This window comes from Kribbella italica (genome assembly GCF_014205135.1).
GTDB lineage: Bacteria > Actinomycetota > Actinomycetes > Propionibacteriales > Kribbellaceae > Kribbella > Kribbella italica.
On sequence record NZ_JACHMY010000001.1, the window covers coordinates 738,557 to 754,083 of the forward strand.

17 protein-coding genes are annotated in these 15,527 nt (G+C 70.4%); 9 read left to right on the forward strand and 8 right to left on the reverse strand.

Annotated elements, in window-relative coordinates:
• Positions 1-17 precede the first annotated feature (17 nt).
• Positions 18-449, forward strand: a complete 432-nt coding sequence (locus tag HDA39_RS03580) for a PLDc N-terminal domain-containing protein (RefSeq protein ID WP_184793813.1) — start codon at positions 18-20, stop codon at positions 447-449.
• A 495-nt stretch (positions 450-944) separates the two neighbouring features.
• Here HDA39_RS03580 and HDA39_RS03585 read toward each other — a convergent pair whose 3' ends face one another.
• Complete coding sequence (locus HDA39_RS03585; protein WP_077017062.1) at positions 945-1,241, reverse strand: WhiB family transcriptional regulator; 297 nt, start codon at positions 1,239-1,241, stop codon at positions 945-947.
• Between the two features lie 173 nt (positions 1,242-1,414).
• On the opposite strand from HDA39_RS03585, the gene HDA39_RS03590 reads away from it, so the two are divergent.
• On the forward strand, positions 1,415-2,374 hold the full coding sequence (locus HDA39_RS03590) for a MerR family transcriptional regulator (protein ID WP_184793814.1): 960 nt from the start codon (positions 1,415-1,417) through the stop codon (positions 2,372-2,374).
• Positions 2,375-2,379: 5 nt separating this feature from the next.
• Here HDA39_RS03590 and crcB read toward each other — a convergent pair whose 3' ends face one another.
• The 5 genes from crcB to HDA39_RS03615 form a co-directional block, all read right to left on the reverse strand.
• Positions 2,380-2,733, reverse strand: coding sequence for a fluoride efflux transporter CrcB (gene crcB, locus HDA39_RS03595; RefSeq protein ID WP_184793815.1), 354 nt, complete (start codon positions 2,731-2,733; stop codon positions 2,380-2,382).
• Positions 2,730-3,107, reverse strand: a complete 378-nt coding sequence (locus HDA39_RS03600) for a CrcB family protein (protein ID WP_184793816.1) — start codon at positions 3,105-3,107, stop codon at positions 2,730-2,732. Before HDA39_RS03600 ends, crcB begins: the two co-directional genes overlap by 4 nt.
• Complete coding sequence (locus tag HDA39_RS03605; RefSeq protein WP_184793817.1) at positions 3,104-3,652, reverse strand: histidine phosphatase family protein; 549 nt, start codon at positions 3,650-3,652, stop codon at positions 3,104-3,106. Before HDA39_RS03605 ends, HDA39_RS03600 begins: the two co-directional genes overlap by 4 nt.
• A 55-nt stretch (positions 3,653-3,707) precedes the next feature.
• Positions 3,708-4,298, reverse strand: coding sequence for a hypothetical protein (locus HDA39_RS42075; RefSeq protein ID WP_238355966.1), 591 nt, complete (start codon positions 4,296-4,298; stop codon positions 3,708-3,710).
• Between the two features lie 192 nt (positions 4,299-4,490).
• Positions 4,491-5,000 carry a GNAT family N-acetyltransferase gene (locus tag HDA39_RS03615; protein WP_337925612.1) on the reverse strand — a complete coding sequence of 170 codons (510 nt, stop codon included), beginning with the start codon at positions 4,998-5,000 and terminating at the stop codon, positions 4,491-4,493.
• A 256-nt stretch (positions 5,001-5,256) separates the two neighbouring features.
• On the opposite strand from HDA39_RS03615, the gene HDA39_RS03620 reads away from it, so the two are divergent.
• The 3 genes from HDA39_RS03620 (at position 5,257) to HDA39_RS03630 (ending at position 9,394) form a co-directional block, all read left to right on the forward strand.
• Positions 5,257-6,342: a 3-deoxy-7-phosphoheptulonate synthase gene (locus tag HDA39_RS03620; RefSeq protein WP_184793818.1), complete on the forward strand. Its 1,086-nt coding sequence runs from the start codon at positions 5,257-5,259 to the stop codon at positions 6,340-6,342.
• 108 nt (positions 6,343-6,450) lie between these two features.
• On the forward strand, positions 6,451-7,182 hold the full coding sequence (locus tag HDA39_RS03625) for a hypothetical protein (RefSeq protein ID WP_184793819.1): 732 nt from the start codon (positions 6,451-6,453) through the stop codon (positions 7,180-7,182).
• Positions 7,183-7,318: 136 nt separating this feature from the next.
• Positions 7,319-9,394 (forward strand): phosphocholine-specific phospholipase C, encoded by a 2,076-nt coding sequence (locus HDA39_RS03630; RefSeq protein WP_184793820.1) that lies wholly within the window; start codon positions 7,319-7,321, stop codon positions 9,392-9,394.
• Positions 9,395-9,422: 28 nt separating this feature from the next.
• On the opposite strand, the gene HDA39_RS03635 is transcribed toward HDA39_RS03630, so the two are convergent.
• Entirely contained in the window at positions 9,423-10,433 is a 1,011-nt protein-coding gene (locus HDA39_RS03635; protein ID WP_184793821.1) for a LacI family DNA-binding transcriptional regulator, read from the reverse strand.
• Positions 10,434-10,554: 121 nt separating this feature from the next.
• Between HDA39_RS03635 and HDA39_RS03640 the strand changes: the two genes are divergently transcribed.
• The 4 genes from HDA39_RS03640 to HDA39_RS03655 are packed head-to-tail and all read left to right on the forward strand — an operon-like array spanning position 10,555 to position 15,277.
• The gene (locus HDA39_RS03640; protein WP_184793822.1) at positions 10,555-11,562 is read left to right on the forward strand and encodes a substrate-binding domain-containing protein; all 1,008 of its coding nucleotides are present in this window, start codon (positions 10,555-10,557) and stop codon (positions 11,560-11,562) included.
• 3 nt (positions 11,563-11,565) lie between these two features.
• Positions 11,566-12,552: an ABC transporter permease gene (locus tag HDA39_RS03645; RefSeq protein ID WP_184793823.1), complete on the forward strand. Its 987-nt coding sequence runs from the start codon at positions 11,566-11,568 to the stop codon at positions 12,550-12,552.
• The gene (locus HDA39_RS03650) at positions 12,549-13,370 is read left to right on the forward strand and encodes an ATP-binding cassette domain-containing protein (RefSeq protein WP_184793824.1); all 822 of its coding nucleotides are present in this window, start codon (positions 12,549-12,551) and stop codon (positions 13,368-13,370) included. The genes HDA39_RS03645 and HDA39_RS03650 overlap by 4 nt, the downstream gene beginning before the upstream one ends.
• Positions 13,367-15,277: a glycoside hydrolase family 32 protein gene (locus HDA39_RS03655; protein ID WP_184793825.1), complete on the forward strand. Its 1,911-nt coding sequence runs from the start codon at positions 13,367-13,369 to the stop codon at positions 15,275-15,277. The genes HDA39_RS03650 and HDA39_RS03655 overlap by 4 nt, the downstream gene beginning before the upstream one ends.
• Here HDA39_RS03655 and HDA39_RS03660 read toward each other — a convergent pair.
• The gene (locus tag HDA39_RS03660; RefSeq protein WP_184793826.1) at positions 15,264-15,521 is read right to left on the reverse strand and encodes a hypothetical protein; all 258 of its coding nucleotides are present in this window, start codon (positions 15,519-15,521) and stop codon (positions 15,264-15,266) included. The two genes, HDA39_RS03655 and HDA39_RS03660, sit on opposite strands and share 14 nt — an antisense overlap.
• Positions 15,522-15,527: the final 6 nt, after the last annotated feature.

Sequence of the window (15,527 nt, forward strand, 5' to 3'; positions counted from 1 at the left end):
CGCCGTACTGTGGAGGCGTGCGATATCTGCCGTTCCTGATCAGTCTGGCCCTGACCGTCTACGCGCTGTTCTCCTGCATCCAGACGCGTGCCGAGGACGTTCCCTACCTGCCCAAGCTGGTGTGGCTCGTCCTGATCGTCGTCGTGCCCTTCGCGGGCCCGATCGTCTGGCTGCTGATGTCGCGGAACGCAGGCCGCCCCGAACGCCCGGTCCGGCGTACGCCGGCACCCGGCCGCCCGGTCGCGCCCGACGACGACCCGGACTTCCTCGCGACGCTCGAGCGCTTCCGGGATCCCCGCATGGGTGGATCCGCGCCGCGGCCGGAGGATGAGAAGCCGTCCAAGGAGAAGCCTGCGAAGGACAAGCAGTCGAAGGACAAGCCCGCCAAGGGCAAGGCCGAGGACACCGGCAAAGAAGCCCCCACCGAGTCTGACGACGGCAAGCAGTAGCCGGCTGAGGTGAGGCCGGCGACCATGCGGCCGACAAGGTCTGCAGTGGCTGAGCCCGCACCGGCCGGAAAACGAACTGCAGGAGCCGAGTGGTGCCGGGCCGGAGTGGGTGCCACGGGCCAGCGCCGAGTGGGTGCCACGGGTCAGCGCCGGGCGGTGCCACGGGTCAGCGCCGGGCGGTGCCACGGGTCAGCGCCGGGCGGTGCCACGGGTCAGCGCCGGGTGGGTGCCACGGGCTGGTGCCGGGTAGGTGCCACGGGGCAGCGCCCGGGGTGGTGGGGTGACAGGCGGAGTCGGCCAGGGGGTGAGGGCTCGGGGCCCTTCAGGAGCTGGGGTTTCCGCGTGACCCCACCGGTCCCCGGACGTGCGAGGGCACGCCCGAGGAGCTCGGTGCTGGTGGGTGTTCAACCTCCGGAGCAGGAACGACCGGGGTTGGGTCCGGGCCGGAGCAGGCCGAGCCTGGAAGAGTCGGGGTGGATCGTCACCCGGCGGCCGTCAGGCGGACTTCCTGTGCTCGGCGAGGACGACGTTGTTGTCCCGCTCGGATTCCGTGGTCCCGCCCCAGACGCCGTACGGCTCTCCGACGGAGAGTGCGTGCTGACGGCACTCGGGCTGGACCGGGCAGGTACCGCAGAGTGACTTCGCCACCATCTCGCGCGCGCGTTTGCGGACGCCACGCTCCGATTCGGGGGAGAAGAACAGCTCCGGGTTGACGTCGCGGCAAGCGGCTTGCGACTGCCAGTCCCACAGATCCATGAGCGGGCGGGGTAGGCGAGGCATCCCTCTCGACATGGCAACCTCCTTGACTCACCGTGAGCGCGGACGGGCGCTCGGTGAAAACTATGCTCAACTCATGCGGAGTTCAACCCTTGTCGTCTCGAACTTCGGTCGATTCGTTATCGGCCCTTGGCGAATTCGCCCTGATTTCCCCCGAATCGGAAGCTGAAACAGGCATGATGAACGCCGTGCGACCCGCCTCCGAGACCCTCACCGTCGGGGCCGCCGCGCGCCGTCTGGGGATCGCCGCGCCGACGCTGCGGAGCTGGGAACGCCGGTACGGATTGAGCCCGAGCGCCCGCAGTACAGGCGGTCACCGCCGGTACGACGCGGAGGACCTGGCCCGGCTGCGGGCGATGCTGCGACTGGTCGACCAGGGGGTGCCGACGGCCGAGGCCGCGGCCGAGGTGCGTGACCGCAGATACCCGGTGCCGTCACCGGCTGTGACATCCGCCACGTCGGTTGCCGCGGGCCCGCAGATGACTGCCGTGGCAGCTTTCCAGCCGCCCGCCAGGGCCCGACGCGAGGCCTCGAAGCCGCCCGCCGACCTGTTCTCGCTGGCGAACGCGATGGATTCCGAGCGGCTCACCTACGAGGTCGCGCGCAGCCTCGACCGGTCGGGCGCGGTCGAAGCCTGGACGAGCCGGCTCATGCCGCTGCTCGTCGAGGTCGGCGACCAGTGGGAGCGGACCGGCGATTGCATCGAGGTCGAGCGCCTCGCCTCGGACGCGGTCGCTGGTGGCCTGAGATATCACACCCGGCGGGCGGTCGAGCGGAACCGGCCGGACGACGTGGAGCGTCCTGTCGTCCTGGCGTGCCTCGAGCGGGAGGACCACGCGCTGCCGCTGCTGGCCGTCGCGGCCGCCCTGGCCGAGCGCGGGGTGAAGGTCCGGACGCTGGGCGCCGCGACGCCCGTGACGTCGTTGTCGTCCGCCGTACGCCGGATCAGGCCGGCCGCGGTGTTCGTGTGGTCGAGCGCGCCGGAGACGGCGGACCTGGCGGCGCTGGGGACGCTGGCGCGCACGCGGCCGTCGTACGCGGTGGTGGTCGGTGGCCCGGGCTGGCAGGCGGTCGGCAAGCCGACGGGCTGGGTGAACTCGCTCTCCGACGCAGTGAACGCTCTCGTCGGCGCGGTCCGCCCTGGCTGAAGCGGCTAGGTGATCGTCGCGCCGAGGATCGCGGCGGCCAGGCCGACGCCGAGGTTGAGGACGGCGTTGAGGACCGCGCCCGCGCGGTTACCGCCGCGGGCGAGTTGCAGGGTCTCGGCAGCGAAGGTGCTGTACGTCGTGAACGCGCCGCAGAACCCGACGCCGACCAGGAGCGTCGTCGTGTGGTCGGTGACGCCGGTGAGTAGACCGAGGACGAAGCTGCCGAGCACGTTGACCGTCAGCGTTCCCCACGGGAACGGTCGCGCGCCGCGCAGGATGCGGGCGACGACGTACCGGTCGGTGAGAAACCGCAGCGGAGCTCCGACCGCCGCGCCCACGGCGACGAGCAGGAGGTTCATCGTGCCACCCGGTCCCCGGCCCAGACCGCGACCAGCGCGGCGGCCAGCGTCCCGAAGAAGTAGACCAGGGCAACGACCGCGTGATCGGGCAGCAACCGATCGGTGTCGACGGCAAATGTCGAGAACGTCGTGAACCCGCCCAGGACCCCGGTCCCGACGAAGGGCCGGAGCAGCGGGTGGGTCTGAGGGGTGATCCGCGCCAGCAGTACGCCGATCAGGAAACACCCGACGACGTTCGTGACGAACGTCGCCCAGGGAAACCCGCCGAGCTGGTGCGGCCAAGCCTCGGCCAACCCGTACCGGGCCAGCGACCCGACCACACCACCGGCGGCGATCACCGCCAGGGTCCGCCCGAGGCCGACCTCGGCGGTCACGCGGTGTCGGCGGGGTCGTAGCGGTAGTACTCGTGGGCGCCGTGGGCGATGTCCTCGGTGCCGGTGAGGGCGCGGACGACCATGGCATGGGTGATCGCGAGGACCGGGCCGTCGGTGCTCGCGGTGTGGCGGGCGATGGCGGCACGGGCCCGCTCGCGGACCGCGGACAGCGGCTCCCACGGGCGCGGGATGCCGTCGGGCCACTCGCCGCCGTACTCGTCGAGCTCGGCCTGGGCAGCCCGTACGTCGGCGACGCCGCGCCACGTGCCGGTGCTGTTCGGCAGCCAGTCGCGCAGTTCGTAGTCGACCTTCACGCCGAGCGCGAGCCGGTGGCCGATGATCGAGGCACTCTGCAGGGCGCGGGTGAACGGCGAGCTGATCAGGTACGTCGCACCGATGCCGCTGAGCAGGTCGGCGAGTGCCTCGGCCTGCTTGACGCCTTCGGCGCTGAGCGGAGCCGAGTCGGCCGCCATGCCCGGCCAGCCGCGGCCCTCGACCGGTGTGTAGTCCGGTGCGCCGTGCCGCACCAGGTAGATCTGGATCACGAGCCTGTTCTACCTGACTCGGAAGCTTCGCGTCGCGGTCCGCGTGGTGTCGCCTTCATCGCAGATGCCGCGCGCCGGCCCAGCCGCGGACATGCCCACCCGGCAGTGGGTCGGTCGGCCCGCCGGGCGGTCGCACCGCGTGCTGCACCCCGAACAGCTCGTCCAGCGCCGCCTGGTCGTCAGCCTCTGCGTCGCCCAGGGGAGTCGCGTGGTCCAGCCCCGCGAGCCTGGGCAGGATGGTGGTCCCGTCGAGCGGTGAGTGGGCGGCGTCTGCGATGCCTGCCGTCGGCGTACTGCTGTCGGCCTCGTCGAGTGGTGCCCGGTACGCCGGTGGCGGTGGGTTGTGGAAGTCCTGGAGCGGTCTGGCGCCGCGTTCGCCGAGAGGGGGCCGGCCGCGCAGCTCGGGTGGGTCCAGCGGCGGGGAGGGATCCGTCCAGCCCTCCAGCCAGTGAACCTCCGTCGCGCCGTGGTGGCCGTGAACGGCGAGGACCGAGTCGAGATCGGGCCAGACCGCCGTCGCGGGATTGTTGCCTCGCCATCGCAACGCCACCGAGCCGTCGGTGAACACGCATCCCTCGGCGACCACTCCGGTCCCCGAGACGCCGCTGAGGTCCCGGTGCCGGACGAGCTCGAACGTCCGCGGCATCACCAGCCCGCTCCGCGCCGGAACCCACCGTGCCGAACCAGACCCCCGAGCGGACTCGCCACCGTACTTCGACCCCTTAGATGCCTCGACATGTTGTTGCGACCCTCAACGACCCACCGCCCACCCCGGTTACTGGTGGGACAGCCGGGTCTCACCCCCTGACCCCTGCCGTCTCAGCCAGTACGCCGTAAGTCAGCGCGTCGCGCGGCGCATGAAGACACGGTCGGCAGGCTCCAGCCCGATCGTGGCCTCCTCCGCGCGGAGCTCCAGCAACTCCGGCGTCAAGTCGTCCTCGGCCAACTCATGGAAGCCCAGCCCCGCGTAGTACGGCGCGTTCCAGGCGACCTCACGAAAGGTGCTCAGCGTGAGGGCCGGAAGCAACTTCTCCACCGCCCACCGGTCAGCGGCACCGATCAGCGCCCGGCCCAGACCCTGACGCTGGTGATCGGGATGAACGGTGACCTGCTCGATGTGCGCGGCGCCGCCGATCACCTTGACCAGGAGGAAGCCGACCGGTCGGTTGCCCGCGTCGACGGCCACCCAGGCGCGGCCGGCCCGCTGGTAGCCGCGCAGGACGTGCAGGGCCGGCGGCGCGTGGTCGGCGACGGCGGTCATCCCGATCCGGCGGAAGAGTTCACCGCTCGCGGTCTCGATGTCCTGCAGGATCGGGAGGTCGGCGGGGCGGGCGAGTCTGATGGGCACGCGAGGACACAACCACGTCCCGCCTCGCGACCGCCACGGAATTCGGGCTGGGCCAGGTGCTACGCTCTGTCAGGTGAAGCGTTGCTATTGGCAGTTTTTTGAGTGGCCGGCCCTGGTGCCGGGCGACTCAGCCGATCGCTGACGCCCCGACGTAACACCCAGAGCCGGCTCGAGGCAAGGACATCCGTCCTTGCCTTTTCTCATGTCAGCCGGCGCTGGCTTCGGGTTCGGTCGCCGGCGGAAAGGTCTCCCCGTGATGAACACCCAGCCGCCGCAGGCAGGTCCGTCCCCGGTCGTCGATCGCCGGATCGAGAAGACAGTCCCGCTCGTCACGCCGCAGGCGTTGCACGCCGAGCTGCCGCTGACCGACGACCTCGCCAAGACCGTCGTACAGGGCCGCGACGCCGTGGCCGACGTACTGAACGGCACTGACGACCGCCTCCTGGTCGTCGTCGGCCCGTGCTCGGTGCACGACGCCGGCGCGGCGCTCGAGTACGCCGAACGCCTGCGCCCGGTCGCCGAGCGGCTGTCCGACGGCCTGCTCGTGGTGATGCGGGTGTACTTCGAGAAGCCGCGCTCCACGCTCGGCTGGAAGGGCCTGATCAACGACCCGGGCCTGGACGGTTCCGGTGACGTGAACTCCGGGCTCCGGATCGCCCGCAAGCTGCTGCTCGAGGTGCTCGCGCAGGGCCTCCCGGTCGGGTGCGAGTTCCTCGACCCGATCACGCCGCAGTACATCGCGGACACCGTCGGGTGGGGCGCGATCGGCGCCCGGACCGTCGAGTCGCAGGTGCACCGGCAGCTGTCGTCCGGCCTGTCGATGCCGATCGGCATGAAGAACCGTCCCGACGGCAGCATCGCGACCGCCGTCGACGCGATCAAGGCGGCCGCCGTACCGCACGTGTTCACCGGGATCGCGCACGACGGTACGCCGGCGATCCTGCACACGCGGGGCAATCCCGACTGCCACCTGGTCCTGCGCGGTTCCGACGCGGGCCCGAACTACGACGCCGACTCCGTCGCCGGTGCGCAGGAGCTGCTCCGGAACGCCGGTCTGCCGGAGCGGGTCGTCATCGACGCGAGCCACGGCAACTCCCGCAAGGACCACCGCCGCCAGCCCGAGGTCGCCGCCGAGATCGGCGCGCAGGTCGCCGCCGGCAACCAGGCCGTCGTCGGCGTGATGCTGGAGTCGTTCCTGGTCGAGGGCCGCCAGAACCTGGAGCCGGGCCACGACCTCACGTACGGCCAGTCCATCACCGACGCCTGCCTCGGCTGGGACACCACCGAGCAGGTGCTCGAGGGCCTGCGCGACGCCGTACTGGCCCGGCGCCGGGCCGGCTGATCGGGCGTCCGACACGCCGGAGTGTGTGATCCGCGCAACTTCTTGCTCGCTGCCCGCATCGAGGGAGTTGATGGCAACGAGGCCGTCAACCTGTGGAGGGGAAGCACTGTGCGGATCACGAAGAAGGCAGTAGCGGGGATCTCGGCGCTGGCACTGGCCGGAGGTGGGGGCATTCTCGTGATGTCGTCCGCGGACGCGGCTCAGTCCGCGCCGCAGCCGTCGGTTCCGGCGGCACGCGACGCGGGGGGATCGATCCCGAACGCCAAGGGCGCCGTCACGAACTGGCACCTGGGCAAGGGCAGCGTGTACGGCGACAACCTCGGTCCGGGGATGGTCGAGTGGTTCACGACCGTCTACAACGGGTCGGTGCACGAGATCGGGCTGGACGCGAACCTGAAGAACCAGCTCGGCAACGGCAAGGGCACCAGCGCGACGTTCGCGCCGAAGGCGATCGAGAAGATCGGCGGCCCGTTCGCCGCGAACAAGACCACCGTCGGCGAGCTGAAGCTGCCCGCCGCCGGCACGTACCTGGTCAACACCCAGGCGAAGTTCGACCGCAAGGACGCCGGGTCGGAGGGCTACGTGACGCCGACCACCGACACGTACCCGAGCCTCGTCGTCCGGTACGACGGCGACAGCAAGGATGCGGGCACCATCATGGGCAGCCCGGTCTCCAAGGCCGGCTTCGTCGAGCTGACCGGCTCGAGCACCGCCACGGTCACGGTCACCGGCCCGACCACGCTCAAGGTCTACGGCTTCGGCTACAACGAGGACCGCAGCGCCTTCGGCGCCGGCCAGATCACGGTCTCCGGCCAGGCCACCGCCGTCAAGATCGGCTGACCGCCGCCAGGAGCGTCGGTGGTGGGCCGGCTAGGCACTCACCACCGGCGCTCCGTGGAGCAACCGGACGGGAGATCTTCACGGAGCGGACCTGAGGCGTTCACCCAGGCCGGAAATCCGGATCTAATCTGCAGGTATGACTGAGATCTCCCGCCGTCTCGTTCTCGGGTCCGCCGCTGGTGGGGCGGCGTTGTCGTTGCTTCCGCCGTCGTTGCACAGCGCGATGGCGCAACCGTTGCGCAAGGGTGGCCTGAAGGCCGTCGAGCACGTGATCGTGCTGATGCAGGAGAACCGTTCCTTCGACCACTACTACGGCACCCTGCGCGGCGTCCGCGGGTACGGCGACCGCCGGCCGCTGCGGCTGCGCAACGGCAAGTCCGTGTTCCACCAGCCGGTCGCCGGTGGTGGTGAGGTGCTGCCGTTCTCGATCCGTGAGGCCGCCGCGGCCGAGGGGCGGGCGCCGGGTGACATCCAGTACCTGGGTGCGCTCCCGCACGGGTTCAGCGACGCGACCCAGGCCTGGGGCAACGGCTGGAACGACGACTGGGTCGCGGCCAAGACCTCCGCCGCGATGACCCACTACGAGCGCCGCGACATCCCGCTGCAGTACGAGCTGGCCGAGACCTTCACGATCTGCGACGCCTACCACTGCTCGGTCAACGGCTCGACCAACCCGAACCGCAACTACCTGTGGTCCGGCACGACCGGCTACGAGCCCGGTACGGCGAACCGCGCGGTCACCAACGCGGCGTACGACTACGCGCACGCGGGCTACGACTGGACGGCGTACCCGGAACGGCTCGAGCGGGCCGGCGTCTCCTGGCAGATCTACCAGGAGTGGGACAACTTCACCGACAACGCCGTCGAGTACTTCAAGACCTTCAAGGAGCTCGGCCGCAAGATCCTGGCGACCGTGCCGGGCGGGTACCGGACCACCGAGGAGTTCTACGACAAGCTGTTCGCCAAGACGCCCGAGGAGCGCGCGACGGCGTTGCGGCAGCTCGACGCGGCGGTGAAGAAGCTGCCGAAGAAGGAGCAGACGCTGTTCCGCAAGGCGATGTTCCGGTCCGAGCCGGAATCGCTGGTGCCGCGGCTGCGCAAGGACATCAAGGCCGGGACGCTGCCGCAGGTCAGCTGGCTGGTCCCGTCCGCGGTCGACTCCGAGCACCCGGGCTCGTCGACGCCGGTGGGCAGCGCGAACCTGGTCTACGACCTCCTCGACGCGATCGCCGAGGACCCCGAGGTCTGGTCGAAGACCGTGCTGCTGATCAACTTCGACGAGAACGACGGGTACTTCGACCACGTGCCGCCGCCGGTCGCGCCGCGGCCGGCGTCCGGCAACGACGACGACTGGTTCGACGGCAAGCCGATCGGGCTCGGCCCGCGGGTGCCGATGACGGTGGTGTCGCCGTGGACGATCGGCGGGCACGTGAACTCGCAGGTCTTCGACCACACGTCGGTGATCCGCTTCCTGGAGACCTGGACCGGCGTCCGTGAGCCGAACATCAGCAAGTGGCGCCGGACGGCGTGCGGCGACCTGACGTCGGCGTTCGACTTCGATCGGGGCTACCGGCAACCATCGGTCGACAAGCCGGGCGCGGTGCCGGCGCCGATCGCGCGGTGGAAGCCGACGCCGCCGGCCGACCAGGCGCTGCCGTTGCAGGAGCCCGGCCGTCGCCCGGCCCGCGCGCTGCCGTACCAGCCGTCGGTCTCCGGCGCGGTCGTCAACGGCGTCCTCAAGCTCCGGCTGGAGAACGACGGCGACGTCGCCGCGCACTTCGCGGTCTACCCGTACTCCGGTGAACTGGCGGCGCCCGAGCACGTCGACGTCCGGACGGTGAAGGCGTTCCCGATCGAGGTCGACGGCCCGTTCGAGATTGCCGTCCAGGGCCCGAACCGCTTCTGGGTCGAGCTCGCCGGCACCACCGAAGGCGTCGCGGCCGGCCTCGACGTACGCCTCGAGATCAAGCACGGCGACCTCCGCCTGGAGCTCGAGAACCGCAGCAGCAAGCCGCTCACGGTGAAGCTGAAGTCGAAGGGCTACGGCAGCCACAGCGTCACCCAGTCGCTGCGCGGCCGGCAGGCGAAGACGTTGCCCTGGCCCACCGACAAGGGCTGGTACGACGTCGAGCTCACCGTCGCCGAGGACACCACCTACCGCCGCCGCCTGACCGGCCACGCGGAAACCGGCCGCCCGAGCGTCACGGGCTGATCGGTGCGGGGTGGGCGTCGGTCCGTCGCTAGTTCTTCGGGGAGCACCCGCAGGACTGGCGGTGCATGATCTCGGCGGGCAGCCGGACTGTCTGCGGCGGAGCGTCGGGGTCGTGCATGCGGCGGAGGAGGAGTTGGACGGCTCGGGCACCGATGGCGGTGGACGGCTGGGCGACGGTGGTGAGGCCTGGGCTGAAGAGGTCGGCCCAGGCGAAGTCGTCGAAGGCTGCGACGGCCAGGTCGCGGGGGACCTTGATGCCGGCGGCTTTGAGAGCCGCGAGGGTGCCGATGGTCATGTTGTTGTTGGCGGCGAAGACCGCGGTCGGGGGATCGGGGAGGTCGAGCAGGGCGAAGGTGGCTTTGCGGCCGCCTTCGCTGGTGGAGGAGCCGTCGACGATCAGCGCGGGATCGACGGGGAGGTCGGCGCGCTGGTGAGCCAGGTGGTAGCCGCGGAGGCGTTCGGCGCTGGTGGACAGGCCGGGGATGCCGGCGACCAGGCCGATGCGGTGGTGGCCGACTGAGATCAGGTGGTCGACGACGGCCGCGGTGGAGGCCTCGTTCTCCACGCCGACCTGGTCGACCCGGAGCTCGGGGTCGATGCGGTCGACGACGACGTACGGGACCGGGCGGTCGCGCAGCAACGGCAGCGTGAGATCGCGCCAGCCGTCGGCGGGGGCGATGACGAGGCCCTCGATGTGGTGGGCGAGCAGGTTCGCGACGGCGGCCGACTCGTGGCGGGCGTCGTCGCGGGTGTCGACGATGATCAGGTTGAGCCCGGCGCGGGTGGCCTCGCCGTCGATGCCCTGGATCAGCTCGACCCAGTACGGGTTGGAGGCCGCCGTCAGCGCCAGGCCGATGGTCTGGTTCGTGCCGGCCGACAGCGAGCGCGCGATCGGGTGGTGCTGGTAGCCGAGCACGCGCATCGCCCGGAGGACGCGTTCGCGGGTCCTCGGCGCGACCAGGCGGGTGCCGTTGACGACGTGCGAGACCGTGCTGACCGACACGTCGGCGGCCCGGGCAACCTCGGTCATCGTGACCATCGGTCGAATCGTCGTCGCTCAGCGTGCTTTGCGCAAGGCTTTGCGCAAAGCCTGCGACCAGTGCGCGGACAGGTCTAGCTTCGCGATTCAAACCCGCCTGCTCCGATCCCCTGGAGGGCCGATGTCCCGCTCCAGCACGCTTCTCGCCTGCCTGGTCGTCCCCACGCTGCTGGCCGCCACCGCCTGTACGGCGACCAAGTCCGGCAGCGACTCCGGTGGCGACAGCTCCGGCCCGGTCAAGATCGGCCTGGTCACCAAGACCGACACCAACCCGTACTTCGTCAAGCTCCGCGAGTCGGCCAAGGCGCACGCGGGCACCCAGAACGCCGAGGTGATCGCGGTCGCCGGCAAGTTCGACGGCGACAACGAGGGCCAGGTCGCCGCGATCGAGAACCTGGTCCAGCAGGGCGTCAAGGGCATCCTGATCACGCCGAGCAACTCCACCGGCATTCTCGGCGCGCTCAAGCAGGCCAAGGAGAAGGGCGTTCTGGTGATCGCCCTGGACACCGAGACCGACCCGAAGGACGCCGTCGACGCGACGTACGCGACGAACAACGTCACCGCCGGTGAGCTGCAGGGCAAGTACGTCAAGGCCACGCTCGGCCAGACGCCGCCGAAGCTGCTGCTGATGGACGGTACGCCGGGCGGAACCGTGGACGAGCAGCGGCACCGCGGGTTCCTGCAAGGCATGGGCCTGAAGGACGGCGCTCCGGAGATCCTCGGCGCGGCGCCGACCAACGGCGACCAGAACAAGGCGCAGGCCGCGATGGAGAACCTGCTCCAGCGCGACGCGTCCGTGAACGCCGTCTACACGCTGAACGAGCCGGCCGCGCGCGGTGCGGTGGCGGCGCTGACGGCGAAGGGCCTGGCCGGGAAGGTCGCGGTCGGATCGATCGACGGCGGGTGTCAGGGCGTGGCCGACGTGAAGGCCGGCAAGTACCTGGCGACGGTGATGCAGTTCCCGAAGAAGATGGCCGAGCAGGGCGTCGACGCGGTCGTTGCCTTCAGCAAGGACGGGACCAAGCCGAGCGGGTTCCAGGACACCGGCGCGCAGCTGATCACGGACAAGCCGCTGCCGGGCCTGGACAGCAAGGACACCGCGTGGGGCGCCCAGAACTGCTGGGGGTGACCGATGACCACGTCGAGCGTGGGCCGGCTGCGAGCCCGCCCAGCTGAAGCGTTCCTGCACAACCCCGCCCTCGGTCCGCTGGGCGCGCTGGTCGTCGCGATCATCGTGTTCTCGCTGACCACCAGCACGTTCCTGTCCGTCGACAACCTCTCGCTCGTCGTCCAGCAGTCGCTCGTGGTGGCGACGCTGGCGCTCGGCCAGACGCTGATCGTGCTGACCAGCGGGATCGACCTGGCCAACGCCGCGATCATGGTCCTCGGCACGATGCTGTTCGCCCGGCTGGTGACCGAGGGGAGCAGTCCGGTGCTCGCGCTGATCGTCGGGTTCGTCGTCTGCGCGCTGCTCGGCGGTGTCTCCGGCGGTCTGGTGACGTGGCTCAACCTGCCGCCGTTCATCGTGACGCTCGGCATGCTCACCGTCGTCCTGGCGGCCGGGCGGTTGTACTCGCAGGGCAACTCGTGGCCGGTCACCGACCCGGTGCTGAACGTGCTCGGTGAGGGCGGCTACCTGTTCGGTCAGATCAAGGTCACGCACGGGATGACGCTGGCCGTCGTCATGTTCGTCCTGGTCTGGTACGCGCTGACGCAGACCTCGTGGGGCAAGCATGTGTATGCCCTGGGCAACGATCCGGAGGCGGCCCGGCTGACCGGGATCCACGTCGGCCGGACCCGGTTCAGCGTGTACCTGATCGCCGGCGTGATCTACGCGTTCGCCGCCTGGCAGGCCCTCGGCCGGATCCCGAACGCCGATCCGAACGCCTTCCAGACCGGCAACCTGGACAGCATCACCGCCGTCGTGATCGGCGGCACCAGCCTGTTCGGCGGCCGCGGCAGCGTGCTCGGCACGGTGGTCGGCGCGCTGATCGTCGCCGTCCTGCGCAGCGGCCTGACCCAGGCCGGGATCGACAGCCTGTACCAGGACGTCGCCACCGGCGTACTGGTGATCGCGGCCGTCGCCTTCGACCAGCTCGCCCGCCGGAGGTCCCGATGACGACACCAGCACTGCAAGCTCGTGGCCTGGTCAAGCGGTACGGCCGGGTGACCGCGATCGACGGCGCCGACTTCGACCTGTACGCCGGGGAGGTGCTCGCCGTCGTCGGCGACAACGGCGCCGGCAAGTCGAGCCTGATCAAGGCGCTGTCCGGCGCGCTGGTCCCGGACGAGGGCACGATCCTGCTCGACGGCGAGGAGACCCGGTTCCACTCCCCGCTCGACGCGCGCCGGGCCGGGATCGAGACCGTGCACCAGACCCTCGCGCTCGCGCCGGCGATGGACATCGCGGCGAACCTGTTCCTCGGGCGCGAACTGCGCCGGCCGGGTCCGCTCGGCGGCGTACTGCGGTTGCTCGACAAACCGGCGATGCGCCGGCAGGCGCAGGAGCAGCTGGATGCCCTCGGCATCGAGACCGTGCAGCACATCGGGCAGATCGTCGAGACCCTGTCGGGCGGTCAGCGCCAGGCCGTCGCGGTGGCGCGGGCCGCGATGTTCGGCAGCCGGATGGTGATCATGGACGAGCCGACGGCCGCGCTCGGCGTGAAGGAGTCGCGGCTGGTGCTCGACCTGATCCGGCGGATCCGCGATCGCGGGCTGCCGGTGGTACTGATCAGCCACGACATGCCGCAGGTGTTCGAGCTGGCGGACCGGATCCACATCCATCGGCTCGGCCGGCGGGCGGCCGTCGTACGGCCGGACGACGCGTCGATGAGCCAGGTGGTGTCCCTGATGACCGGCGCGTTGCGGATCGGCGATCCGGACGCGCCACCGGACCTGGCGGATCGCCCGGCCGAGATCTCTGGAGGTGGCCGATGATCATCAAGGCAGTGGCGTTGGCAGCTGCTTTCCTCGGAGTGGTGAGCGGCGGTGTGCGGCAGGTCCCGGAGCCGGAGTTCCCGTACCCGGTGACGAACTACCAGGAGGACAACCGCGGGCAGTTCCACTTCAGCTCGCGCGGCGGCTGGATGAACGACGTGAACGCGCCGCTGTACTACCGCGGCGTCTATCACCTCTACTACCAGCACAACCCGCACGGTCTGGCGTGGGACACGATGCACTGGGGGCACGCGACCAGCACCGATCTCGTGCACTGGCAGCAGAAGCCGATCGCGCTCGAACCGGGCGTGCATCCGGGCGATCTGTGGTCGGGCGGTGGCGTCGTCGACACCCGCAACGTGACCGGGCTGAAGGCCGGCGACGACGATCCGATCGTCGTGTACTCGGGCACGAACGGCGTCACGGTCTTCTACAGCCTCGACGGCGGCAACACCTTCTCGACGTTTGCCGACGGCAAGAAGGTGGTGGTGCCGCCGGCCAAGACCAGCCGCGATCCGAAGGTGTTCTGGGACCCGGACGCGCAGCGCTGGGGGATGGTCGTCTGGACCGACCAGGGCGGCAACGGCGCCGACTTCTACACGTCGGCGAACCTGCTCGACTGGACGTTCGCCTCGCGCTACCAGGCGGACTGGCTGTTCGAGTGCCCGGACATGGTGCGGATGCCGTACGAGGGCGGGCACCGGTGGGTGCTGAGCGACGGCGGCGGCGAGTACGTCGTCGGGTCGTTCACCGACGGCACCTTCCGGACCACGCAGCCGGTGCCGCAGAAGATCAACCAGACCGACACGTACGCCGGCGCCGGGTACTACGCGGCGCTGACCTTCGAGAACCTGCCGACGGACCGGGTGGTGTCGATGGCCTGGCAGGGCCAGAACCAGGGCACGAGCTGGACCGGGAACGCGAGCTTCCCGGTCGAGCAACGGCTGCGGTCGACCGGCGGTCAGCCACGGGTCGTGAGTACGCCGGTGCCGGAGATCGCCGGGCTGCGGGAGTCGACGCGGTCGTGGGTCGGGCGGACGCTGGACAAGGACTCGGCGAAGCGGCTGCTGGCCGGCGTACAGGCGGACACGTACGAGATCGAGGCGTCGGTCGACGTCCGGCAGGCGCGGTCGGTCGGGTTCCGGTTGCACACGAGTCCGGACGGCTGGTCGGACCGGGACGTCGTGTACGACGTTGCCAAGGGCACGCTCGACGGTACGCCGTTGCGGGCCGAAGGCGGCCGGGTGAAGCTGCGGCTGCTGGTGGACCGCGGGCAGCTGGAGGTCTTCGGCAACGACGGTGAGGTCTACCAGAGCCGGAACGTGAACTTCGACAGTCTGCCGGGCGGTGACGGCGTCGAGTTGGTTGTCGACGGCAAGGTTCGGCTGGAGTCGCTGAAGATCCACGACCTGTCGTCGATCTGGAAGCGGCCGGGCGAGTCGACGCTGAAGACGAACATCGCGGGGGACTGGTACCCGGCGTCGGGGAACTGGACGGACGCGACCGGTGGCAAGCAGGGGCAGGCGTCGGGCGACGCGTTCTACCTGAGCAAGGCCAGTGGGTCGGACTTCACGCTGGAGGGTGACGTCCGGCTGGTGTCCGGTACGGCGGCGGCGCTGACGTTCCGGGCGTCGAAGGACGCGAGCCGGCACTACACGGTGAACATCGACGCGGACGCCGGCGTGGTGAAGCTGTGGCGGCCGGGCCGGGACATCGCGGCGTTCCCGGCGCCGATCGAGCGGAACCGGACGTACCACCTGAAGGTGAAGGCCGTGGGCTCGCAGTTCACGGTCTGGCTGGACGGGCAGCAGGTGATCTCGGCGAGCGACGGCGAGATCGCGTCCGGGCAGTTCGGGCTGAACGTGTTCCGCGGGACGGCGGTGCTGCAGAACGTCAGGAGAAGTTAGGCGGGCCCTCGAGCCGGCGCTGGATCTCCTCGATGTCCTCGCGGGACAGCTGGCCGAGGATCCGGGCGGCGGAGACGACGGCGAGCGTGTTGTCCTGGTCGGCCGGTTCGGGATCGGTCTTCTCGTCCTCGAACGGCCAGGACGCCACGGCGGACAGCATCTCCTCGCGCTCGACGAAGCCGGCGGCGTACAGCTCGAGGAAGCCGCGCAACGACGGCGTGGTCTCGATGTTCGGTTCGTCCATGCCGGC

What these genes read in the sequence shown, in the direction of transcription:
- crcB (WP_184793815.1), bottom strand. Translation starts at nt 2,733, where the DNA reads ATGAACCTCCTGCTCGTCGCCGTGGGCGCGGCGGTCGGAGCTCCGCTG.
- HDA39_RS03620 (WP_184793818.1), top strand. Translation starts at nt 5,257, where the DNA reads ATGAACACCCAGCCGCCGCAGGCAGGTCCGTCCCCGGTCGTCGATCGC.
- HDA39_RS03630 (WP_184793820.1), top strand. Translation starts at nt 7,319, where the DNA reads ATGACTGAGATCTCCCGCCGTCTCGTTCTCGGGTCCGCCGCTGGTGGG.
- HDA39_RS03635 (WP_184793821.1), bottom strand. Translation starts at nt 10,433, where the DNA reads ATGGTCACGATGACCGAGGTTGCCCGGGCCGCCGACGTGTCGGTCAGC.
- HDA39_RS03640 (WP_184793822.1), top strand. Translation starts at nt 10,555, where the DNA reads ATGTCCCGCTCCAGCACGCTTCTCGCCTGCCTGGTCGTCCCCACGCTG.
- HDA39_RS03645 (WP_184793823.1), top strand. Translation starts at nt 11,566, where the DNA reads ATGACCACGTCGAGCGTGGGCCGGCTGCGAGCCCGCCCAGCTGAAGCG.
- HDA39_RS03650 (WP_184793824.1), top strand. Translation starts at nt 12,549, where the DNA reads ATGACGACACCAGCACTGCAAGCTCGTGGCCTGGTCAAGCGGTACGGC.
- HDA39_RS03655 (WP_184793825.1), top strand. Translation starts at nt 13,367, where the DNA reads ATGATCATCAAGGCAGTGGCGTTGGCAGCTGCTTTCCTCGGAGTGGTG.
- HDA39_RS42075 (WP_238355966.1), bottom strand. Translation starts at nt 4,298, where the DNA reads ATGCCGCGGACGTTCGAGCTCGTCCGGCACCGGGACCTCAGCGGCGTC.
- HDA39_RS03660 (WP_184793826.1), bottom strand. Translation starts at nt 15,521, where the DNA reads ATGGACGAACCGAACATCGAGACCACGCCGTCGTTGCGCGGCTTCCTC.
- HDA39_RS03585 (WP_077017062.1), bottom strand. Translation starts at nt 1,241, where the DNA reads ATGTCGAGAGGGATGCCTCGCCTACCCCGCCCGCTCATGGATCTGTGG.